Below are 20470 nucleotides of genomic sequence, written 5' to 3'. Positions count from 1 at the left end.
CTCATGAAATTCCAAACTCGTCGGGAGATACCACCTCGCGGGCCGGGCCTGTATGCGGCAAACATTTCCGGCTCGGCTCCGCGCGGTGGCTTGAACGGCGCACAGCTTACGGGTGCTCGGGGTGATGCGAAACGCAGCTCCCCGGAGAGCACCGCACCCTCGGGGAGCCTGGGCCTGATGCACCCTGTCCCAGTCCCCCTGTACCAGCGCAGAAGTCGACGAAACAGTCCAAGAGCAGGGCTTTCCTGCCGCCCTCACACTGCTACCGCATTCAGGCACAAGCACCACCGATCTGCGGCATGCTGCTCGACGAATTCCTCAGCGACCTGGTGCACCTCGATGGCCTCTGCCGAGAATTCGATCGCCGGACGGGCGCGACCAGAGCTCTGGATCCGGCACGAACAGTGGCGGACGTGCAGAATTCAGACCGGCCATATTCACGAAGCGTCAGATATGTTGCGCCGCAACAAGTACCAATGCGGGCTACGTGAGAGCGATCAGCACCGAGCCAATTCGCATAGGTGCAGTGTGGCGGGGGCGAGTTCTGTACCGTCGCGTTCGTGTCCGAGGGGAAGAAGCCTGCGCGCCGCGGAACAGTCGTGTTGCGGTGGCAATCAGTCGGGCTCGTGGCGGCTTGGGGCATCTCACCCGGTCGTTGTGCCGACTTCGTTGGCTCGCTGCTGAGTCTGAATAGCCTGGTTTTGCTGGGGTGCGGTCCGCGATGAAGGCGCCGACGAGATGAAAGATCTGCTGGGTTCGTCTGCGTCGTTGGGGTACGCCCAGCCAGGGGTTGACGCGGGATCGACATCGGCGGGAAGAACCCGAAGTTCGGCGAGGAGCGCTTTCACGCGTTTGGCCGGTGCTCCCGTTGCCAGGGCGATATCCCCCAGCGTTGTCGAGCACAGTGCGAGGGAAGTCACCGCCGCGAGCAAGGCCGTCGTGTAGGCGTGCTCAATGGAGCGCAAGTTGTCCAGCTCCGGAGTCTCCGCGACCACAGTGACCTGTGTTGTCACGCCGATGTGCGCGAGCCCGTCGATGATGCTGGCGCGCACCGCCTTCAGCGTCCTCCCGTGCCCGTAGACCCCGTGCTCGGGCACGTGCGCCACCCACGTTTGGCCGCGACGGTAAGCCCGGCACTCGATACCGGCGCTCACTGCGCGTCCTCCAGGTCGGCGATGACCTGCTGGGCGACCGCGTCCGGGACGGGGCTGGGCAAGACCACCTTCCGCCCGCCGATCAGGTAGGTCGCATGCGTTTCACCGGTGCTGACCGCGGTCACGGCAAGCCCACGCTGACCTGCCGCGACGCGGATGCGCACCAGCGCATCGCCCTCTCGCCGTCCCGCGCGCAGTGCCGCGGTGACCTCCTGGGCCTGTTTCCATTCCCGCACGCTGATCACCGGCTCGTGCACGATTTCCGGCGACCACACCCATTTCGACACCGGGTTCTGCCGAGAAACTCCAGGACGACCGGTGCGGGTTGCCCTCCGGTTGTACACCTGGTGGCCAGTCAGTTTCGGGTTCGCGGCCAGGCCCTCGATCCGGGTGTGCGTCCAGCGGCCCTCGATCGGATACCGATCAGGGTCGGCGGCCAGGACAGCGAGGATCTCGCCCGATCTCAGATGCTCTTCCCGGCGCAGGCGGCACAGTTCCCGAGCTGCTTCGAACCGGCGCGAATCGGGATGGGGAGCAAGTTTGCGCTTGGGCCGTACGACACCGAACCGCCCCCGCGCCGGCGCGGGAGCGGTCTCATCGATCACCGCGATGTACGGGTAAGGCGCGTATCCGTGATTCCAGCCGCCGATGGCGTGCTGAATCTGTCCGCCCATCGACATCTCCATCAACGTCGTCCGAAAGACCTCGGCGTCGACCTGGCTGTAACGGCGGGTGCGTAGCCGTCCTGATTCGGTGCCGCCAGTAGGTTCGTTGGCGTAGACCACCTCCACCCCGACCATGCCGAGCTCGTGCTCGACAGTCAGGCTGGTCAGCATCGCGCGCGCCACGCGGTCCGAGCGCTCGGCGAGCACATGGGTGACGCCCATCTGCTCGGCGCGGTCGAGAAGATCCTGGAGCCCACCGTCGCGAGGAAGCGGCACCCCGATCGCCTCATACACCTCCTGCGGGCCCAGGCCGCGTAGCTCCGGGGGAAGCATCCCGGACTCGACATCCCAGAAATGCGCGATGAATTCCTCTCCGGGCTCCAGCCTTTCGGAGGCCAGCACCGCCTGCCGTGGCAGCGATGAGCAGGGATTCTGATTGTCCTTGGTGGAGACGCGACCCACGAATACCGGGCGCCGGGGGCGCAAGTCGGTCTGCGTGAAGTTCGGCAGGTCGGTGAGGTCGATAGGCGGCCCGAACTGAAAGGTCATGGCGCCCTTCCTGAGTCAGCTGAAGAGAATTGATAGTACATGTATGTATCACATTGGTGGCGCTTAGACGGGCTCGAGGAGGACCGGCGATCATGTGGGTTGACCAGGACGGCGACATGAGGCGGAAGGGCAGCGTGCGCGGCGACAAGGCTCCACGGGCCTACACAGACGGCGAGTGGCCACACGCCGCCGTACCGCGGCCGGACGCGCCTGTCCCCGTGCACTACAGCCTCGCCCTGGCCCGCACGCTGGACACCCTGTGCGCGACGCGGAAGCTCTCCCATCGCGCGCTGTCGCTGGCGGCCGGAATCGCGCCGAACGCGGTCGGCAGGATCGTGCGTGGCGAGCTCTACCCCGATCTGGCAACGCTGGCTCGACTGGAGGCAGCCGCCGAGGAGCCGATCTATCCCCAGGGGGCCTATCTCACCCTTCGCCGCCCTGGTGAGTAGTGCGGCAGTCTGACCCTAGGCGCTACGCACAGCTGCCACCTAGAATCTTCGGCGGCAGGGACATTCGACTACGGCAGCGGCTTGGCGAAATGAACCGCGCTGGAACGTACTGGCGTGAACTCGGTTGCCTCGAAGAACCGTCGACGCTCCCAACCACCTGCGCGACGGCTATCGAGCACCACCGTCAACTCGGTCGCCCCGGCCGTAGCGGCGTGCTCGGCGAAGCGGCTGAGGAGCAGGGAGCCGATGCCTGTCCGCGACTCGGTGCTCCCGACCAGCGCGATGTGTCCCTCGGCCGGTCGGCCCGCCAGGAAACCCCACCAGCACGGCGTCACGCGCAGCGACCAGGCGTAACCACCCGCCTCCGCCGCCCGGTGCCGCTCGCCATCGATCGAATCGGCTGTCCTGCAACGGGTGCAACTGCTGCAACCGTTCGAGCAGCGCGCCGTATGCACCCTCGGCCGCGACCGCAATATCCACGACACCAACTCGCAGCACACTCACCTACCGGGCCTCGCACGCGACATCGCGGCGGCCGCGCTGCTCCGCTGCGCCACCAAAGAGGCCCGTGAGACTGGCAGGGACGAGAAAGTCACGTTTAGCGGGCTGATTCAGCGGAGCGAGCAACATCCTCGCCGCTGAAGACGCGCTGAAACTGTTGCTGGAGAGGCCATCTGTCGGGCAGAGCTGGCGGGTTTCGGCGCGGGCGAGGTCGTCCAACTCGTACGGAAGCTGATGCTAGAGCAGCGCAGATTCGCCCCGGCGTACGTGCCGATCAGCGCGAGGGCGTCGAGCACCGGCCGGTGGGTGGTGTTATTAGAGTGAAACTCCAGCACCGACAACATTTTGATCGGCCCGGCCCGGGGTAGTGGTTGGTGTAGGACGAGCGCAAGGGTGGCCTACACGGTGCGCTGATCCGTGCACGGATATCGAATCTTCATGCGTCACAGTGACGTTTATAGTCGGTGTCCGAGGTGGGTATCTGAACCGCACATTTCAGCGGTAGATCTCGGTTTGTCCGCGAGTCAATCCGTTACGCCACTCGGTGCCGGGGTCAGCGACGAGGAGGGATCGCTGGATCCAGTAGCCAGCTCGACCAGCGCGGCGATCCGGGCATTGAGCTCGGCGGCACCGGCGTCGAAATCGGCCAGTAGATCGTCGATCTCGGCGCCGAGCCCTGCGGTGCCGCGCTGGCGGGCGGTGACCCCGGCTTCGTGGTAGTCGGGATCGAGAATGATCTCGGCCATCGGCGATGCGGCCTTGGGTTCGTCGGTCGATGCGATGGCACGCCGGTGCCGATGCGGCGCCGCCCGGCCGGACACGTGGGCGCGCACGATCGCTGTCACCGACTCCGCGGACAACGGCTGGAGAACTGGCCGTCTGCCGGTCACGGGGTCGACATCCGGCAGCGGTGTCCACCCGAACCGATCGAAGCTGGTGAACAACGGTACGTCCGGCCGGACAGTGCCGACCTCGGGGTCAGCAAGGGTGCGAGTTTGGAGGTGATGTTCGAGCAGGCCACGCCCATACGGTTGCGCCACCAGCTCGTGGGTGGTCAGCCAGCGCCGTAGTGCGGCGGCAGGGCACCGGTACGGGTCGCGGGCGGCCTCGATGCATATCGGTGGATCACCCACCAGGACAACATCTTTCGCTTCTGTGACGTCGCCGCGGGTGAGGGCCGAGATGCGGGGCGCGGACAACCCGGCGGCAGCGAGCACCAGCAGTGCGGCGTCACGGCGGCCGAACAACCCGTGTGGCCACCCCAAGCTCGGGATACCGGGCAGCCGCCGATCCACCACGGTCGCCAGCCGCGCCAGTCTCTCGGCGCGGCGACGGCTCAGCGCCTGCCGGATCACCTCGTGCCGGCCCGGTGGCGAGTGTTTCATGATCACGTGTGCATGGTTGATCGCCGTGATGCGCCCGCGCGCCGTCGCGGGCGCATCACCGCAGTGCTCGCTGAGGTATCGGTAGACCACGAGCGGGTCTGTCGGATCGTGCGGCCCGGTCGGCAGGGCGGGGTTGTCGGTGACCGCACACCAGCGTGCCCAGTGTCGCCAACCCCCCAGGTAGCGGTCAGGCAAACCCTCGGGGGGCGCGACGATCACAGCAGCCCCGCCGTGGGGTTGTTGGTCCAGCGGTCGTTGCGGTCGTAGCGGCGCACGGTGCGTTCGGTTTGCCTGGTGTGTTTGCCGACGTCGTAGGGCGACGCACCCCGCTCGAGCAGGTCGGTGTCCAGTCCCGCGCGCAACGAGTGCCCGCTGAACCTCGCCGCGTCCGGTTCGGGGTACCCGGCTTGCCGTGCCCGCTTGGTGATGATGTCCGACAGCGAGCGCCCTGAGAGCGCGGTGAGATCGCGTGGCAGCCCGTGATCGAGGGGCCGGAACAATGGAACCCTGCGCGCCTTCAGATCCGGCCACGGCTGCCGACAAATGTGCTCGATGAGTGGACCCTGGCGGCCCAGCCGCCGCCGCAGCGCCACCGCTCCGTAGTCTTCGCGTTGGTCCGGAGCAGCGGCCGCAGCGGCGCTGTCGTAGGCGGCCAGGACCGTGAGCCACCGCAAGAACGCACACCACGGGCAGTTCAGCGGCGAGGAGGTACCGCGGGCGAGTACGACCGAGGCGGGTGCGGTCGGCGAGGTCTTGGTGCTGCGCAGCCGCACCTGCAGCCAATTGTCTTCCGGGTCATTGGCTTTGGTGACATCGGCGACCCACAGTCCGGTGACCTCGCTGCGCCGAAAGCCCCCCGCGTACCCGAGAACCAGCAACGCGATGTCGCGGCGCGCGTACACCTCGGCCTTCCAGTCCCCGGCTGCGCTCGCGTGCTCGGCGATCGCGGCCGTGATGCGCCGGAGGTCGGTCAACAGGAGCGGAGGTGCTTGGCCGGTCTCTTCGCCCTCCTCCGCGCGCAGTCGGCGGCTGCCACTGAGCACCTCGGTGACCATCACCGTCTGACCGGGATGCGCGAATCCGGCCACGCTGTGCGCGTGCCCGATCGCGGCGTTCCACAACTCGAGCGTGGCCATGGCGTAGGCGTGATCGCCGTCCTCGGTGCGCACGTCGTCGGCAATAGCCAGGTACGCCGCCACCACTTCCGGGTGCGCTGGCAAGGCGGGCACACCCATTGTGTCGCACCACTTTTCGAAGCGCCGCCACGCGCTGGCGTAGCTACGGCGAGTGTTGTCGGCCTTGGCGTGCGCACGACGGTGCGCGGTCGCGGCCCGCGCGGACTCGGGCAGATCCGGCACGTCCGCGGGTTCGACTGCGCGCAGCTCGGTGCCGGTCGCAGTGAGCCGGATTCCGGCGTCGGTCTGCGCGCTGTTGCGGCGGCGCCGGATCCGCGCTCGATCATCACGGGATAGTCGTGGCCGCGAGACATCCTGCGCTGCTGGCTGATTCACAGACCCTCGCCGTCCAGCTCGCGCCACTCGCGGCCGGTGAACTCGGTGAGCAGACCGTTGTTGCCCGCGTGCATCGCTCCCCGCATCGCCATCCCGGTCAGCGCGTCGGCCATCTCCCGCACATCTGCGGGGCTGTGCCCGTCGGGCTGCCAGCCCAGCGTCGTCATCAGCTCGGCCGTCAAGCGCAGCGAACCCGCGGTCTGGAACGCCAGCCGGGCCAGCGTCTCGATCTGGGTTTCGGTGTCAGCCATCGGTTCTCGTCTCAGTTCGGGGGTCTGGTGAAGTATCCGGGCCGCAGTCGCATAGCCCAACGATCGTTTGTCGCGGCACAGCTGTCGGGATCCTCGCTCGACAACGCAGGACGCTTGCCGAGCCTGTCGACCTGCGGGGATGTCATGTCCCGACCTCGCGGGTCCCGTCGCGGGGTGCCGTCTCCTGGCACCGGCGCGATCCGGCCGCGGCGCGATGGCCCAGCTCGGTCCTGTGTGCCCGGTCGACTGTGCATCGGAATCGATCTCCAGCAGCGGAATGCTCTCGATCGCGCTCTCGCGACCGACCTGGACGGTGACTCGACCCGGGTCGATCCACATCCAGCTCTTGGGTGGCAGACGGATCAGTCCGTCGACGGCCTCGAACCGCGCCGCGCGCAGGGCGCGGGCGAGGATCTCGTCCGGGTAATAGTCGGTTCCGATGCGACGGAATCCGTTCCACCGCGAACTCGTTCGAACGTAGGGCCGGTGTCACCGATATTCCGGGGATCCGATCAGGGCGAGCACGTCGCGCCAGAGCCGGCTGCGGAACGCGTCGACCTGGTGAGCGGACGGAGGATCCAGGGGCAAGGTCGCGGCCTTGTAGAACCGATCCAGCGGTTCGCTGCCGGTGTCGCGGGTGATGTCCTCGCCGACGGCGAACTGCCTCGCCCACCAGGTCGCCGCCGAGAATGCCTCGACCGCACCATCGTCCATGCCCGTCCACCCCGCCTGTTCCTCTGTCGTCGGTGAAGTGCCGCGGTTCCGCGCGCCTGCGGGAAGCCACCGGCTGGGTCGCCGCGGAGCCGGTGTTCCTCACGATCGCCGAGCTTACCGGCCCTAACCTCGGAAGCCACAACGAAACGCCGCGAAACCAGGGGAAAAGATATGCGCTGAACTGGGTCAATGATGGTTGGGGTTCCGATAAGTGCCATTATCGGAAGCCCGGACACACAACCACGAAGTGACTATGTAGGCACGACAGGAAACGCCGGAAATCGACTTGGTGCTGAGTGCGAGTTCCCACTGAAATTGTCAGTTCTCATCTGATCTGTCGGATTCGCAAGCGATCTGTCGTACGCGTGACGAGTTCTCATCTGATCTGTCGGAAACGACCAGTTGATCTCGCAAACTGGGGACCATTAATCGGTGCGAGTTGTCGAACGCCATCGAACAGTTCAGTAGCTCACGCCCGTGAGCTGGACACTGAACGGTTTGCCCTCGTCACTCCGGATCGAAACATGTCACTGAACAGGACAGTGAATCGGTAGCGCCGGATGCCACCGAAGCTGACGCAGAACCAGCGTGGGCATTGAAGTGCCTTTTCGTCGGTCCGGCCGTGTCTGGTCAGGGGATGTTGGGGTTTCGACCAGGCGCCAGAGGTTGCGCGGGGCATCCCGGTGACGGTGCCGATGGCGGGGTGGACGCGACGGTCTGGGTCGACGTCGAATCCGATGCCGCCGACCAGCGACACGAGCGCGCGGGCAAGTGTCAGGTCTTCCGGAGTAGGCCGGTGACGCCGGCGAGGAGGATGGCGGTGAAGACCCAGGACAGGATCCGCAGGATCGGCAGGCCCCAGCTGAGGACGAGTGAGGCCTGCGATTTCGTTGTCCAGTCCGTCTTTTGGTTGCCGAGGGCGGCGGGGACGACGTTGGTCAGGGTGTAGTTCACCCGGTTGAAGCAGGGGTAGTCGGGGTACAGGCGGCAGGACACGTTGGCGGTGATCGGTGAGGGGGGCGGATCGCCGGGGTTGTTGTGTGCGTGGGCTGTTGCGGCCGCGTGTGCGGCGGCCGGGTCGGTCGGGACGAAATCGGCGCGGTTGGAGCTGACGAGCACCGTCCCAAGAATGAGGGCGGCGACCAGCCACAACGCCGCGAGCAGCGGGTAGTAGCCGTGTCCGGCGACCGCCAGGTACGTCCAGCGCAGCGGCTTGGAGTACCGCGGTGCCTGCTTGGTGACCTGGTTGGCGGCAGTGAATCTGAGTCGGCGGGCGTCGGCGGGTTGGCCGTTGCGGTCGTAGACCGCGGCCAGGGTGTGCCAGGGCTGGACAGTGAACCCGAACTCGGATGGGGTGGTTTTCAGCCAGGCTGTCGCGGCGGCGCGATTGGTTCGGATCTGCCCATGCATGTCGGTGACCTGCCATCCGATGGCGATCAGTTGCCCGGGGGGAAGAGAGTTGTCCGGGGTCCGCAGGTCGGTGATCGTGGCGCGGGTCAGAGCGATTTTTCCGTCGACCTTGGTCGGCGTCAGCCGCAGTCCCGCGACGGTCGCGCCTTCGAGGTTGAGGGCGATCCCGCCGGGGTTGGCGAGGGTGGCGCCGCTCAGGTCGAGTTGGCCGCCCACGGTCGCGGAGAGGGCCCGGATCGCGCCGGTGGCGGTAAACCCGTCGCGGGCGAACAGGTCACCGGTGACGGTCGCGCCGTCGAGGTCGAGCGCGAACCCGTCGGGGTTGGTGTTGGTGAGGATCGCTCCACTCAGGTCGAGCTGGCCGCCGATGCTCGCGCGGGCCCGGATCGTGCCGGTGGCGGCGAACCTGTCGCGGGCGAACAGGTCACCGATGACGGTCGCGCCGTCGAGGAGCAGGGCGATCCCGCCGGGGTTGATGAGGGTGGCGCCGCTCAGCACGAGCACGGCGAAGCTCGCGCCAGGGGCCTCGATCGCGCCGGTCGCGGTGAACCCGTCGAGGGCACCCAAGCCACCGGTGACGGTCGCGCCTCCGAGGTCGAGGGCGATCCCGTTGGTGTTGAGGATGGCACCGCTCAGGTCGAACATGCCGCCGATCCGCGCGCAGGGGGCCCGGATCGTGCCGGTGGCGGCGAACCTGTCGCGGGCGAACAGGTCACCGATGACGGTCGCGCCGTCGAGGTCGAGGGCGATCCCGCCGGGGTTGATGAGGATGGCACCGCTCAGGTCGAACATGCCGCCGATCCGCGCGACGGCGGCCCGGATCGTGCCGGCGGCGGTAAACCCGTCGCGGGCGAACACGTCACCGATGACGGTCGCGTTAGTGAGGTTGAGTGAGGTGATGTGGGACCTGCTGAGGTTGAGTTCTTTCAACTTAGAGCCGGACAGGTCGATGTCGTGTGCGATGTGGGATTCCGTGAGGTGAAGGGGGTGCTCGAACTGCACGTTTTCGAGATCTACCGGCCCGGTGATCCGTGCGCCGTTGATCCGTAGCCCGCGGGGGTCGACGGACAGGGTGCGATCGAGGAGAACGGCCCGGAGCGCGGCGGCGGGTAGTTGTCGGTCCGTTCCCCAGCTCTGGGCGTGGGCCGGGTTCCGGTCGGGCGATTCCTGAGGAAGATCTGCGGCCAGGTCGAGACGCTCGCCCGCCTCCGCGGCGTCACGGAGCCGTTTGACCCACGGATCCTCGACCTTGTCAGCGGCCATGTCGGTGATCATCTCGCAGACGCGGGCGCGGCCACCGGCAATCGGGTCGAACCTTTGCGCTGCCGCGACGAACTCGTCATCACCCGGAAACCGCAGCTCGAATACTGCTTTCTGGCGGACCCGCCGAGGTCGTGTTCCCAGCTCGGCGCACTCATTCTCGTGTCGCCTCTCACCGTGACGGACCGCTTCGGCCACCGGCGTCCACGAGTGCGAAACCATCTTCCTGGACGAGCAACCTCTGACCAGCCATGTGCGGGAGGTCATCGGTTGCGGCGCAGGCGATTGCGCATCCACTGCCTCACTCGGTTCACCGCCGTGGCGAGTCGGTGCGCGGCGTGCGCGGTGTGCCGCTCGATCCAGGCTGCCGCCGATCGGACCGCTGCCTCGGTGAGTGGATGCAGGATCAGTCGCAGCGTGCAGGCGCTCAGATGCAGGATCAGCGAAGGCTCGTGCAGTCCGACCGGCAGCCCTCAAATGTGGCACTTACGTCTTGCGCTGCTGAACTGATCCTGGACGCCCGCTGAACTTTCCACTGCCCTATTCGCTGAAATACTGTCCTTTTCAACGACGTTCCACAAGAGTGTGTGTGATGCTAGGTGCGCCTCGCAATCAGGATGGCAGTAGCTGACCGGCGGCGTTCGCCACGCGGTTCAGGTCGGGCCGCCGCGCCAGAACCGTGCGAGGTGCTCGCATGTGCGGTCGGGTGTGGTGTCGGCGTAGTCCTTGCCGGTGCGTTCGGCGACCAGCAGCCAGAATGATTTCGCGGTGGGTTTGTGGCGGCTGGTCTGCCACGTGTAGCCGGGGAGCTGGTCACGGAGGTGGGCAAGGGCGCGGGTGGCGATGCCTTGGCCCCACAAGTTTTTCTGCTCGTGGATGTCGCCGATGAAGCCGATTCGGCACTGGTGGCAGATCAGGTAGTTGAGCTTGCCAACCGGGCCGCCGGGCTGGTGCCGGTGCCAGAAGGTGATTGAGCGGAAGTCGGTGGCTTGGCCCCCATCGATCGGTGGCCCGTAGTGCTTGTAGCGGACCGCGCGGCGCGTCTGGCGCCGCTGCCGGATGCGCCGGGGGTCGAGCTTCCGCAGAAGCGGATGCGGTGGCCGCGGCCACAGGTGTTCCGTGTACGGATTCTCTTCGCCGTCGGCGGTGTCGTCGGATGTGTGTCCATCGCGCGCCACAGGCATTCGCCCCCTACGGTTTTCCTCGATTGTCGCGTCGGCCACCGACAGGCCTGGCCCGAATCCCGAGGCCGGGGCCGTTTGGAGAACGTCCGGCTACACCCCGGAGAAGGTGAACTACGTCCTCGGCGAGCTGGCCCCGCAGCAGCTAGGCGGGGTCGTTGTCTTCGACCTCGCCGCCGCCACCGAGCAGTTGATCCGGGCGGGCGAACTTGTCTGCCAGATAGATCGCGGCCTGGTCGCCGTCGACCGCCTTCTCGTTGATGCGCACGAAGATTCGTCCGCGCTCGGCGGCCATGGCGCGCTGGCACTCGGCCTGACTGCCGCACACGCGCTCACCGCGATCGGCGAAGAAGCACAGTGCACCGATTTCGGTGCCTTCCGCGCCGTACGCCTCGCAGTCCCACATGCCGCCACTCTATGCCCACATCCACTGCCACCGTCCCGTCTCGCTCCATCTGCCGCGCTGAATCGATCCGGTGCGAGCGGAGCAGATCGAATGAGACGGGCGGCGGCGTGGAAATCGTTGTCGGCCAGCGTGGCTCCGGCGTCGAGCCAGCAGGTCGGCGGTGCTGGTGGTCATGGGCCATCCGTGGGGGTGGTGGCTGTGGGAACAGGGTCAGTAGGCAAAGGAGGACAGCACCGCGCTGTGGTCGCTGGACCGGGCCCCGTAGATCGCGGCGTGCCATTCGGCGGTGAGTCGCCGCCATGCCCGCCACCCGGTGTCGTCCAGGTCGACGGATCCGCCGCTGGCGGCGTCGATGCGGTCCAGCACCGTGAGGGTGTCGGCGGCGGGCGTGGACTCCTCGGCGGGCGGGGTGGGCACCAGGATGCCCTCGGCGTTGTACAGCCGCGCCGGGCGATCACCCCAGCTGCCCGGGATGGCGATGATCGCCAGGGTCAAGATCCGCACGGTGGTCTGCCACGCCGACAGCGCGGCATCGCCACCGGCTTCCTCGGCATCACGCCACGCCGCGGCGAACTCGGCGATCTCGCGCTGGTCCGGCGTGCGCTGGGACAGCGGGATGGTCTCGGCAGTGACGAATTGTTCCAGCGCGGCGGACAGCAGTGACAGCTGGGTGCGGGTCGCAGTCGCGGTGTAGAGCCCGATGTGCTCGACACCGGCGTGGGTGACACCGATCTCGGTCCGCCGGTCGTCGCTGTCGCGGCCGACATCGAAGTGCCAGTCACGGTGCACGAGAACTTCCAGCGCGGTCTGTAGCGCCGGGTCGACGAGCTGGGCGGGCAGCCGCCACGGCTCGGTATCGTCGCCATCGGGGTCGGGGTCGGGGTCGTTGGCGTGGCGCAGGGCGTCGGCGAAATCGATGGCACAGCCGAGTTGCCCGGCCAGATCGGGATGGTCGGGTACGAGTACTCGCAGAGCGCGATCGTCGGTCGGCTCCGCTGCGACGTCCGCTCCGGTGGGGCGGGTCATGCCGACCAAACCCACACTGTGACGAGTGTCGGCACGCCGCCCGCACTTGCGGGCTGGTGGTCGTCGTCGGTCACGGTGTTCCCCCTTGGGATCGCTGAGATGCGGATTCTGGCGAGTGTAGGCCCGTTCACCGCCACATTTCCCCCCGACGACGGGTCAGGCTAGCGCGAAAACTGTGCGCTACCAGGGTGTTTCCGGTTCTGGGTCCGTTAATTTCCCTTATCGGACACCAACCTGACAGGGGTTCCGGAACCGTGCGACGGAGGTGGATATGTCAACTACTGTCGGTATCCGAAGTCGTGTTCAGCGCCGTGCCTACCGGGACGAGCTCGGCCGGAAGAGGTCGGTATGCCTGGCTAGCGTTGTCGGTGCGGTCCGCCGCGAGCATGCACACTCCGACTGCCAATAGGACATGAATGGCTACCCACCGTCACCACAAATGGCTCAAAGATATCGCCGACCAGATGCAGCGTGATTTCGGCGACGCTCACGCGGCCGCCGCCGAATCCAGCGGAGTGCAGAGGTCAGGACATCATGGTGAAGAGATCTGGGGTCGGTTCCTGCGCGCGTGGCTCCCGCCGCAGTACGAGATCGGGTACCGCAAATACATTCTCCTGGAACACGAGGCCGAGGACGGCTCAGACATTTCCGGGGAGACCGACATCGTAATCTTCCACCCTGCCTACCCCGCCGCGCTGCGCGATCGGCACGAAGTGCTGCTGTCCGGTGTGGTCGCCGCGTTCAGCTCGAAATTGACGCTCGACCGGAGCGGGCTGGCCGAAGCGGTCAGGGAAGCGGCGAAGGTGCGCCGAGCCGCGACGCTGCGGGCGAGGAATCTCCACAGCAGACTCCTGACGCCTTTCCTGTACGGCGTGCTTGCGCACACTCATTCGTGGAAATCGGCGGCCTCGAAGCCGATTGCGACCACCACATCGGCATTGGCAGAGCTCGACGCCGAACACAGTATGGAGCCACGGGAGGCCCTGGACCTGCTGTGCGTGGCCGATCTCAACTGCTGGTCCAAGATGGTGCAGATCGTGTCACCGCAGGTAGCGGCCATACTGCCGCCGAGTGTTTCGCCGCCCGGCGGCCACATTCAGTACTCGTTCTTGAACGTAGGTCATGACGAATCGATTAAGGACGCCAGCGGCCTTGCGCTGCCGCCGGTGGCAGTGCTGATCGGACTGCTATATCAAAAGCTGAGCTACTACGACGATTCCCTGTCCGCCCTCGCCGACGGGTTCCGTGTCACGGACACCTCCGTCTACAGCCTGTCCTCGACCTCGGCGCGTAATCGCCTCTTCTCACCCGATCTGTTCCTCGGGCCGGAGGATCGCGCGGCATTCGAGCGCGGACTCGTTCTGTACAAGATGTACTGGTGAACCTCGGCAGCGACGCCGATGGCGTGGCTGAACAGAATTGGCTGATCCGCGCCCGGGGCGGCCCACCGCGAATGTGTCCACCGGCGGCGACGGCACCGCCGCACCGGTGCCGCCGGGAGGCACTGGTGATGGTGCAGCGCGGCGGCGCCGGGTGCTTTGTCGACACCGACTACCGGGCCACCGACGACCCGGCCCACCTGGCTCTGTTCGTTCACGCCGACAACGTCGAGGGTGGCGGTCCGGAGTCGGTCTCGCCGTGGACCGACCGCGCGACCTCGACTTGACCCCAGGCAGACGTGCCACCGATGAGCTCGACGACCGGGGCGCGATGGCCGCGGCATCCTCTCGAGCCGCTCCCACCTCGCCCACACTGGCCACCGCGCTCGGCATGGAGATCGCACTGCTGCGCATCAACGCAGGACTCGACCGCACGACCATCGCCGACCAACTCGGCATCCCCGGCGGCCGCTACTGCGACATCGAGAACGCCAGCAAGCACGACACCTGCGTCACCGTCGCCGACCTCGGAGCCATTGCCGCCCTGCATCACACCACCATCACCGCCATCCACCAGGCCGCGCTCGACCGCATCGCCCGCGGCGACCTGCCTACCGGCAGCGAACGCGCGGCCCGCGCATGGGAACTCGCCCTCGGCAGCGACACCGACAGCTACTTCACCAACCACGCCCCACAGCCCTGACCAGGTCAGATGACACGTCACTGACCGTTGTTGAATGCGTGGCCGACGCCGACTCCGAAGAGGTTGACCTGCGCGGTAGCCGCTTGGCCGGTCAGGAACTGCTGGAACTCGTCGACTGTTGGTTACCTGAGGGACCCGATGGCGCTGCGCTGCTGATCCGTGAACGCGTCAACGTGTGGCGCCGGTAGCTGCCAGAGGCAGTCCATGACCATACTGTGCGGCCGACTCGAGGACCGGCCGCACGAGCAAAGCTGTGCGGCCGGGTCCTTCATGGGGCTAGCTACAAGCTCGCGGGATCCGGAAGACGATTCCGTCGGTGTTGTCGTTCAGTTCAGAACACATGTCCGATAGCGGTCAGGTGGTCCGGCTATCACCGCTACTTTCAATGACGCGGCCCCACGACGTCGGAACATCGAGAATGGCTTTACGCATCTGACTTTGCCGCCGCCCGCCATATCGCCAGAGATGCATGCCCCGGCGCCGAACGAGGTCGCCATCCTCGGGAACCTTCAGACGTCCCGTGAGTGGCCCCCGCCCATCCCGTCGGATGTCTCTTTGGTTCGGAATCTGTCGGAGGTGCCCATCTGATCTCGCAACCAAAAGTGGTCTGCGTCCTCGCGCGCGCCGGGAGCACGAGCTGGCGGGTGTACAACACGGCGATCCAACTTGCCGGTGCCGGGGGCCAGACGGGATCGCAGAAGGTGCAGTTTGGTTGAAATCCTCATGGTTTGAGTAACTTTCGGCCTATTAGATAAGAATGGTCTAGTCGCCACGCTGCACGCTCAACCCCCCGGTTGCTACAAGCACCCTTCGGGAGATGCGTCACAGTGACGAATCGCCGAACGAGGCCCTCGAAATAGCGGTCGGCAGCTGGATTTTCGTCCCCCGATTTCGACTCCCGAAACGCCGGAAGGCCCTGACGGGTAGGTTCCTGCTTACGGGGCGGCTCGGCGCGGGATCGACGTTCTCTGCTGTCGCTCGTCCCGATCTTCATGTCACTGGCCCGAGTTGCTGGGGCAGCTGTTTGGCTTGCCCCCGTGAAAGCTCCCCTCTCTAGTGCCCAGCAATCGAGCCGATCGTGGCGTGGAGTCCGAACTGAAACAGCTTCTGAGCTCGCGTTATAACAGACTAACAGTACTTCTAACACCTATCTGGAGATCGCCGATGAGATTCGTAAGGAAGCCTCATCTTCCGCTCTGATCAACAAGACCAATCCAAAGGCTTTGGTGTCCAGCGATCAACGCGGACTCTGTAGCTGCTCAATGCGCTCTTCAGCGTGTCGACATGAGGAGTCGATTGAGCTGAAGTACGATCACCATCGTTCGCATGACATGACGAAAGGACTTGGGGGATGACACAAGTCGAAGAGGAGGACCGTGCGGTCCTTCTGGAGAGCCTGTCTCCGTCCGCATGGATCAGAGAAGGAATCGAAGATCCGGACAACTCTGTGGCGATTCTTGGTAAGAAAGGCGGAGTCGGTAAGTCGTCACTCACAGCCATGCTCGCCGATGCCGCTGTGCGCTTCGGTCTGAACGTTCTCGGTATCGATGGAGACCCGCAGGGCAACCTCTCTGTAGCTCTGGACAACGAGGTCAACATGGTCCCAACGGGCAACCTAAAGCTCGGAGGACAGACCGAAGAGATTCCAGACAGAGATACCCTGGTAGAGATCCTGGAAGCCAATCAAGATGGTGTTGTCGACGAGGGCTTCCAACTCTTCGGCTGGGGACACAACTCTGAGGCCGACTTTGTGCGTGGTGGACCGCTAGTGCGTGGAAAGATCGGCACACTCGCGATTATCCCGGCATACAAGGCTCTGGAGAACATCAGCAAGGGGTGGAACCTTGCTGATGTTCGCCGTCTCGATCGTGCGCTGAACAAGCCACTATCTCCAGGCGGTGTGATTCCACGCCGCCGCTGGGATCTGACGTTCACAGACATGCTGCCCGGTGGCGCGGATCTGGCACGGGCAATCCTTTTGGCCCAGAGACGATTTGTACTACTGACAACGGCAGAGCCATTCGGAATGAAAGCGATCGCGGACACCCTGGAGTTTGCTCATGATGTCCGCGACAACTGGGGAAGCCCAAAGCTTCAAGACCTCGGACTCGTATTCACTTCATACAATCCTCAAGGCATCGTCACACGCGCGGAGATGACCGAACTGCGCAATGCACAAGCTGCGGGCGATCCGACCGTCAACGTGGAGATCTGGGAACCGCGGATCTCATCTCGAACCCTGGTACCCAACTCCCAGGGATACCGCGCACCGGTCTCAGCCTTCCTGGCCGACAGCAAACAGCGCGTAGCGGCGACGGAACTGTGCCAAATCGCCGAGGCCATCGTCCTCAAGATCCTCCGCAAGATCGGGCACCCCGACGCGGATGAACTCGAAAGGCTTTGGCGGAAGGCGTGGCCGGAGCTTTCCCCGTGGGCTACGGGTGCGATTGTCGACAAAGAGGTTGCTGATAAGGAGGCTCAGTAGCAATGCCTTTGGAACGTAAGCCGACCATCAAGGGCAGCTACGGCACCGCTTCCCAGACCAAGACGCAAAGCGAGGCCGAAAGCGCCCAGAACCAGACCAGCAAAAACGAACGTGAGCCCAGCCCTACCCCGGAACCTGGAGGCAGGCTGGCGACAGTTACCACACTGAGCGCGACCAACAGTCCAGCTGGCGAGGGCGCCGCAGTCGACCCCGACCCCGACCTCGGCCCACAGCCCGACCCCGAACCTGCCGCCGAAGCAAAGCGAACGAGCTCGACAACCAACCAGACGCGGACCGAAAAATCCGCACAGCCCAAAAAGCCGCTCCGTGCCGAGGCACAACGTCTACGGGATGACCAGAAGGTCAGGGCAGCGCTTGAGGAAGCCTTCACCTCCGCAAGACGGTACTCCGGAGAGTGGGGCAGTGCACCTATACGCATCTCAGAGGACGTGAAAGCGCGCCTCGCCGATCGCCGCGCGATCGACGCAGAAAGGTTCGGCGCGGATTTCGCCGAAACCCATTACATGGAGGCGGCGTTGTCTCTCGTGCCCGAGGACGTGAAGACAGCGGTCGAGTGGGTCGATGCCTATCTGAACACCCTTGGGCTGCACACCCCTGATACCAAAGGCACCACAGGCCGACTCCGCAAGACCACGGCCACCCGTTTCAAGGGAATCTCACGCGATCTGCGCCGCAAACACGGCTACGGAAAGACCGGACACCTTCAAACCGCTGCTCTGATCCGGCTTCTCGATTCGCTCGACCGACTGGATGCTTCATACAACCCCTCGGAGGTCGATCTAGACGAAGCGTGATGGCATTGTCAACGGGATGGATGCTTGCTGAGCAACTACGGGTGATCTCCAGTAGTCAGCCCAAGCTGTAGCTCTCGGGCCCCGGCCGCCGAACACCTGCTCCAGCCAAACGGATGTCGGCGGCCGCAGCGCCCCTCGGCGACGCGATGTCGGCGCTGAGGCATTGCCAGGTGTGTGCAGTCGCCAGTCGAACCGGGGGATTTCGACTGTCGTACGTCACAGTGACGTATCAAGTGCCGGGGAGGGGGAGGGGAGGGGTGAAGCGGAGGAGTCACGCCCGGCTCATACCGGAACTTTCTCAACTGAGCCCTGCCACGGTCGGCACCGCACACCGAAGCTCGCGCTCCAAGCGCTCTACCCACGCGACGACAGTGAGATTCGGGAGCGTGCGCATCAGATCAACCTCAACAAAGGGCTGGCGGCCCCGGATGACGCTGCCACGCAACCATGATGGCCGACGCATTTTCGAACAACCTGCCGTGCGCGCGGCGAGTTCCGCGCCCGCCAGCCGGGTGCCGGATGGATTCGCCGCACCACCCGGCGCGGGCAGCAGACATTTCGGGAGCCGGGGTTGCCTCGGCCGGGATCCTTTCGCGGGATCCCGAACAGCTGCGTAGGCTGCCGGTTGGGGTATCCGGGACACGATGCAGGTGAGAGGTTCAGTCGGGGTGGATGATTCGGAGCGGACAGCAGCCGCGGTATCCCGCAGGTGCAACCATGATGGCGATGCCGGCCGGACCCAGGAGGGATTCGGTGAACGAAGCCTACGATCGACTGAAACGGCCACTATCACTGAGATATCCGGCGGTGGATATCGGCGCCCTAGAGCGGCTGCCGGTCTCGCATAGGTACCGCCGCACATTCGCCGAGGATCTGGCGGCCGCTGGTGTCGACGGTGACGTCGAATTGCTCTCTGTGGCAGAGGAAGTGCGGCAGGCGAGGTTGCCGAGCACTGCCTACCAGATCACGCAGCCCATCCGCAGCTGCCTGGTGTTCTGGCGGGGCAGAGGACAGCGAGATCGAGCACGCGTTGCGCGGCGCAGTCGAAGCTGAGGACACCGCTGTCTCGTCGAGATTGAGGCCGTCACAGTGAGCTGAGTATGTGGTGCACTGTCACAGATGAAGTCAAGGTGGGTTTCGTTCTAGCAGCCGGTGCCTCGTCTGACGACTCCAGTGCGACCGCGCCGGATACTCGATCGTGCTACTGTCTGAGCGACCCGCTTCCGGCGGGATCGGCAGCGCGCTCACTCGGCGCGAGGATTTCAACGGCAACGTGATTTGCGCAGGCACATACCTGCGCTCGCTCGTCGTCCCTTCCGGCAGGTAAAGGAATCCTCGGTGACTACCGATTCTGTTGTCACGCTGACGAAAACCCTTTCCGACGGCCGCACCGCCGTTGTGACCGTCACCCCCGGCTGCACCACGGTGCACGTCGACGGCAAGGCATACGGCACTCATGCGGGTCCGCACCACGTGTTCTATCGACGCCCTGGTGTCCCGGAGGACTTCGTCGCCGCGATCGGCCGAGTGCTGCTCACCGCTGAGGAAGCCGCGCAGATTCAGGCGGCATGGGACGAAGCACAGGCGCGGTGGCCTCGTGACCTCCGCGCCGACCGCGCAATTCTCGTTCACCGCGTCCGGTGCGCTGAACAGGAGTGGTCGGATGCGCACAGTCGACGGATGGACGAGGGAGACTGGGGTGACCCGTTCTGCGACGATGACACTAACGAGGCGCGGATCGAGAAGGCTCGCGCCGAGTTGGCTGCGTTCGACCGCGAGCACGCCGAGCTCGTCGCGCAGCTCGCCGCCGAGCATGCCGCCGCCGTCGAACGCCGCATGTGGGACTAGCGGGCGATGGCCAGCCTCGAGGAGATGGTTCAGCGGGTCGAGCCGTTCGTGTGGCCCGAGCGTGGTGAGGGCGGGGCGGATGGTTGCCTTTCACCCGGCTGCACGGAGCCAGTCCGGGCACGTGGAATGTGCCGCAAGCACTATGACGCCTGGTACAACCGGCAATGTCTCGACCCCGCATATCGCAGCTACGGGCGCCGCGGTTGCTCCGAACCTGAGTGCGGCAACCCGCACCGAGCTCGCGGCTACTGCTCGCCGCACTACATGCAGCACTACAAGGCCGGAGAGTTCCGGCAGTAGCCCCACCGTATGACCAGAGGTTTGTTGCTCCCGTGACCGACTTTTCCAGGGTCAGATCACGAAGTACCTGGCAGCCGTCGACCTGGATCGCCGTATCCGGGTCGACGGCTGCTGGTCGATCATCCGGGGATCAGGAAGCTGTAGCGGTGCAAGCTTTCTGGGCTGGCAATATGTCATAACGATCATTATCGGCGCGGAAAAGGGTCGGCGAAAGTAGTTGTGTGCCCCACGAGAACTCACGTTCCGCTCGGTGCTCGGTTCGGTTGGGACACCGGGATCCCTGGCCTGTGGTTGCCGCAACCATACTCGGAGCGGATGCCGCCCGAAAAGGTCCGCAAGTGTCGAACGGTGGTCGATTCGCCTTAGACGTTCGTCTGAAGCCGTGTTGGCACAGGCAGCACGGCTGTACGAGGAATTCGGCGACCGGAAAGCGGCCGCCGACGTCGCATCGCAGGCAGCGCGGCTCAGCTGGGTGAGA

Annotated in this window: 19 protein-coding genes; 8 read left to right on the top strand and 11 right to left on the bottom strand. The window is 65.5% G+C overall.

The window, feature by feature from the left end; translation table 11 throughout:
• Positions 1-644 precede the first annotated feature (644 nt).
• Both AB0H61_RS26195 and AB0H61_RS26190 read right to left on the bottom strand, forming a co-directional pair.
• Positions 645-1154, bottom strand: a complete 510-nt coding sequence (locus AB0H61_RS26195; RefSeq protein WP_357309357.1) for a hypothetical protein — start codon at positions 1152-1154, stop codon at positions 645-647.
• Entirely contained in the window at positions 1151-2368 is a 1218-nt protein-coding gene (locus AB0H61_RS26190) for a recombinase family protein (RefSeq protein WP_357309355.1), read from the bottom strand. The genes AB0H61_RS26195 and AB0H61_RS26190 overlap by 4 nt, the downstream gene beginning before the upstream one ends.
• A 116-nt stretch (positions 2369-2484) precedes the next feature.
• Between AB0H61_RS26190 and AB0H61_RS26185 the strand changes: the two genes are divergently transcribed.
• Positions 2485-2817 (top strand): helix-turn-helix transcriptional regulator, encoded by a 333-nt coding sequence (locus AB0H61_RS26185; RefSeq protein WP_357309352.1) that lies wholly within the window; start codon positions 2485-2487, stop codon positions 2815-2817.
• Positions 2818-2885: 68 nt separating this feature from the next.
• Here the strand turns inward: AB0H61_RS26185 and AB0H61_RS26180 are convergent, their stop codons facing one another.
• On the bottom strand, positions 2886-3152 hold the full coding sequence (locus tag AB0H61_RS26180; protein WP_357309350.1) for a hypothetical protein: 267 nt from the start codon (positions 3150-3152) through the stop codon (positions 2886-2888).
• 79 nt (positions 3153-3231) lie between these two features.
• Here AB0H61_RS26180 and AB0H61_RS26175 point away from each other — a divergent pair, with 79 nt between their 5' ends.
• On the top strand, positions 3232-3459 hold the full coding sequence (locus AB0H61_RS26175; protein ID WP_357309347.1) for a hypothetical protein: 228 nt from the start codon (positions 3232-3234) through the stop codon (positions 3457-3459).
• A 383-nt stretch (positions 3460-3842) separates the two neighbouring features.
• On the opposite strand, the gene AB0H61_RS26170 is transcribed toward AB0H61_RS26175, so the two are convergent.
• From AB0H61_RS26170 to AB0H61_RS26135, 8 genes are all read right to left on the bottom strand, one after another.
• A complete protein-coding gene (locus AB0H61_RS26170) occupies positions 3843-4922 on the bottom strand; it encodes a hypothetical protein (protein ID WP_357309345.1) in 1080 nt (359 codons plus the stop codon).
• The gene (locus AB0H61_RS26165) at positions 4919-6214 is read right to left on the bottom strand and encodes a hypothetical protein (protein WP_357309342.1); all 1296 of its coding nucleotides are present in this window, start codon (positions 6212-6214) and stop codon (positions 4919-4921) included. Before AB0H61_RS26165 ends, AB0H61_RS26170 begins: the two co-directional genes overlap by 4 nt.
• Positions 6211-6465: a hypothetical protein gene (locus AB0H61_RS26160; protein ID WP_357309339.1), complete on the bottom strand. Its 255-nt coding sequence runs from the start codon at positions 6463-6465 to the stop codon at positions 6211-6213. The genes AB0H61_RS26165 and AB0H61_RS26160 overlap by 4 nt, the downstream gene beginning before the upstream one ends.
• Positions 6466-6954: 489 nt before the next feature.
• On the bottom strand, positions 6955-7179 hold the full coding sequence (locus AB0H61_RS26155) for a hypothetical protein (RefSeq protein ID WP_357309337.1): 225 nt from the start codon (positions 7177-7179) through the stop codon (positions 6955-6957).
• 774 nt (positions 7180-7953) lie between these two features.
• A complete protein-coding gene (locus AB0H61_RS26150; RefSeq protein ID WP_357309334.1) occupies positions 7954-9852 on the bottom strand; it encodes a hypothetical protein in 1899 nt (632 codons plus the stop codon).
• Positions 9853-10502: 650 nt separating this feature from the next.
• The gene (locus tag AB0H61_RS26145) at positions 10503-11072 is read right to left on the bottom strand and encodes a hypothetical protein (protein ID WP_357309331.1); all 570 of its coding nucleotides are present in this window, start codon (positions 11070-11072) and stop codon (positions 10503-10505) included.
• A gap of 103 nt (positions 11073-11175) precedes the next feature.
• Positions 11176-11436: a hypothetical protein gene (locus AB0H61_RS26140; protein WP_357309329.1), complete on the bottom strand. Its 261-nt coding sequence runs from the start codon at positions 11434-11436 to the stop codon at positions 11176-11178.
• Between the two features lie 210 nt (positions 11437-11646).
• A complete protein-coding gene (locus AB0H61_RS26135) occupies positions 11647-12462 on the bottom strand; it encodes a hypothetical protein (protein WP_357309326.1) in 816 nt (271 codons plus the stop codon).
• A gap of 416 nt (positions 12463-12878) precedes the next feature.
• Between AB0H61_RS26135 and AB0H61_RS26130 the strand changes: the two genes are divergently transcribed.
• The 6 genes from AB0H61_RS26130 (at position 12879) to AB0H61_RS26105 (ending at position 19692) form a co-directional block, all read left to right on the top strand.
• Entirely contained in the window at positions 12879-13844 is a 966-nt protein-coding gene (locus tag AB0H61_RS26130) for a DUF6602 domain-containing protein (protein ID WP_357309323.1), read from the top strand.
• A complete protein-coding gene (locus AB0H61_RS26125) occupies positions 13841-14128 on the top strand; it encodes a hypothetical protein (RefSeq protein ID WP_357309320.1) in 288 nt (95 codons plus the stop codon). The genes AB0H61_RS26130 and AB0H61_RS26125 overlap by 4 nt, the downstream gene beginning before the upstream one ends.
• Positions 14101-14544 (top strand): hypothetical protein, encoded by a 444-nt coding sequence (locus AB0H61_RS26120; protein WP_357309318.1) that lies wholly within the window; start codon positions 14101-14103, stop codon positions 14542-14544. The genes AB0H61_RS26125 and AB0H61_RS26120 overlap by 28 nt, the downstream gene beginning before the upstream one ends.
• 1351 nt (positions 14545-15895) lie before the next feature.
• The gene (locus AB0H61_RS26115) at positions 15896-17029 is read left to right on the top strand and encodes a ParA family protein (protein WP_357309315.1); all 1134 of its coding nucleotides are present in this window, start codon (positions 15896-15898) and stop codon (positions 17027-17029) included.
• Between the two features lie 2 nt (positions 17030-17031).
• Positions 17032-17844, top strand: coding sequence for a hypothetical protein (locus AB0H61_RS26110; RefSeq protein WP_357309313.1), 813 nt, complete (start codon positions 17032-17034; stop codon positions 17842-17844).
• A 1338-nt stretch (positions 17845-19182) separates the two neighbouring features.
• Positions 19183-19692: a hypothetical protein gene (locus tag AB0H61_RS26105; protein ID WP_357309310.1), complete on the top strand. Its 510-nt coding sequence runs from the start codon at positions 19183-19185 to the stop codon at positions 19690-19692.
• Positions 19693-20470 lie beyond the last annotated feature (778 nt).

It is taken from the genome of Nocardia sp. NPDC050710 (genome assembly GCF_040654375.1).
GTDB lineage: Bacteria > Actinomycetota > Actinomycetes > Mycobacteriales > Mycobacteriaceae > Nocardia.
The sequence above is the reverse complement of the archived record's forward strand: the minus strand, read 5'-3'. Positions and strand labels throughout refer to the sequence as shown.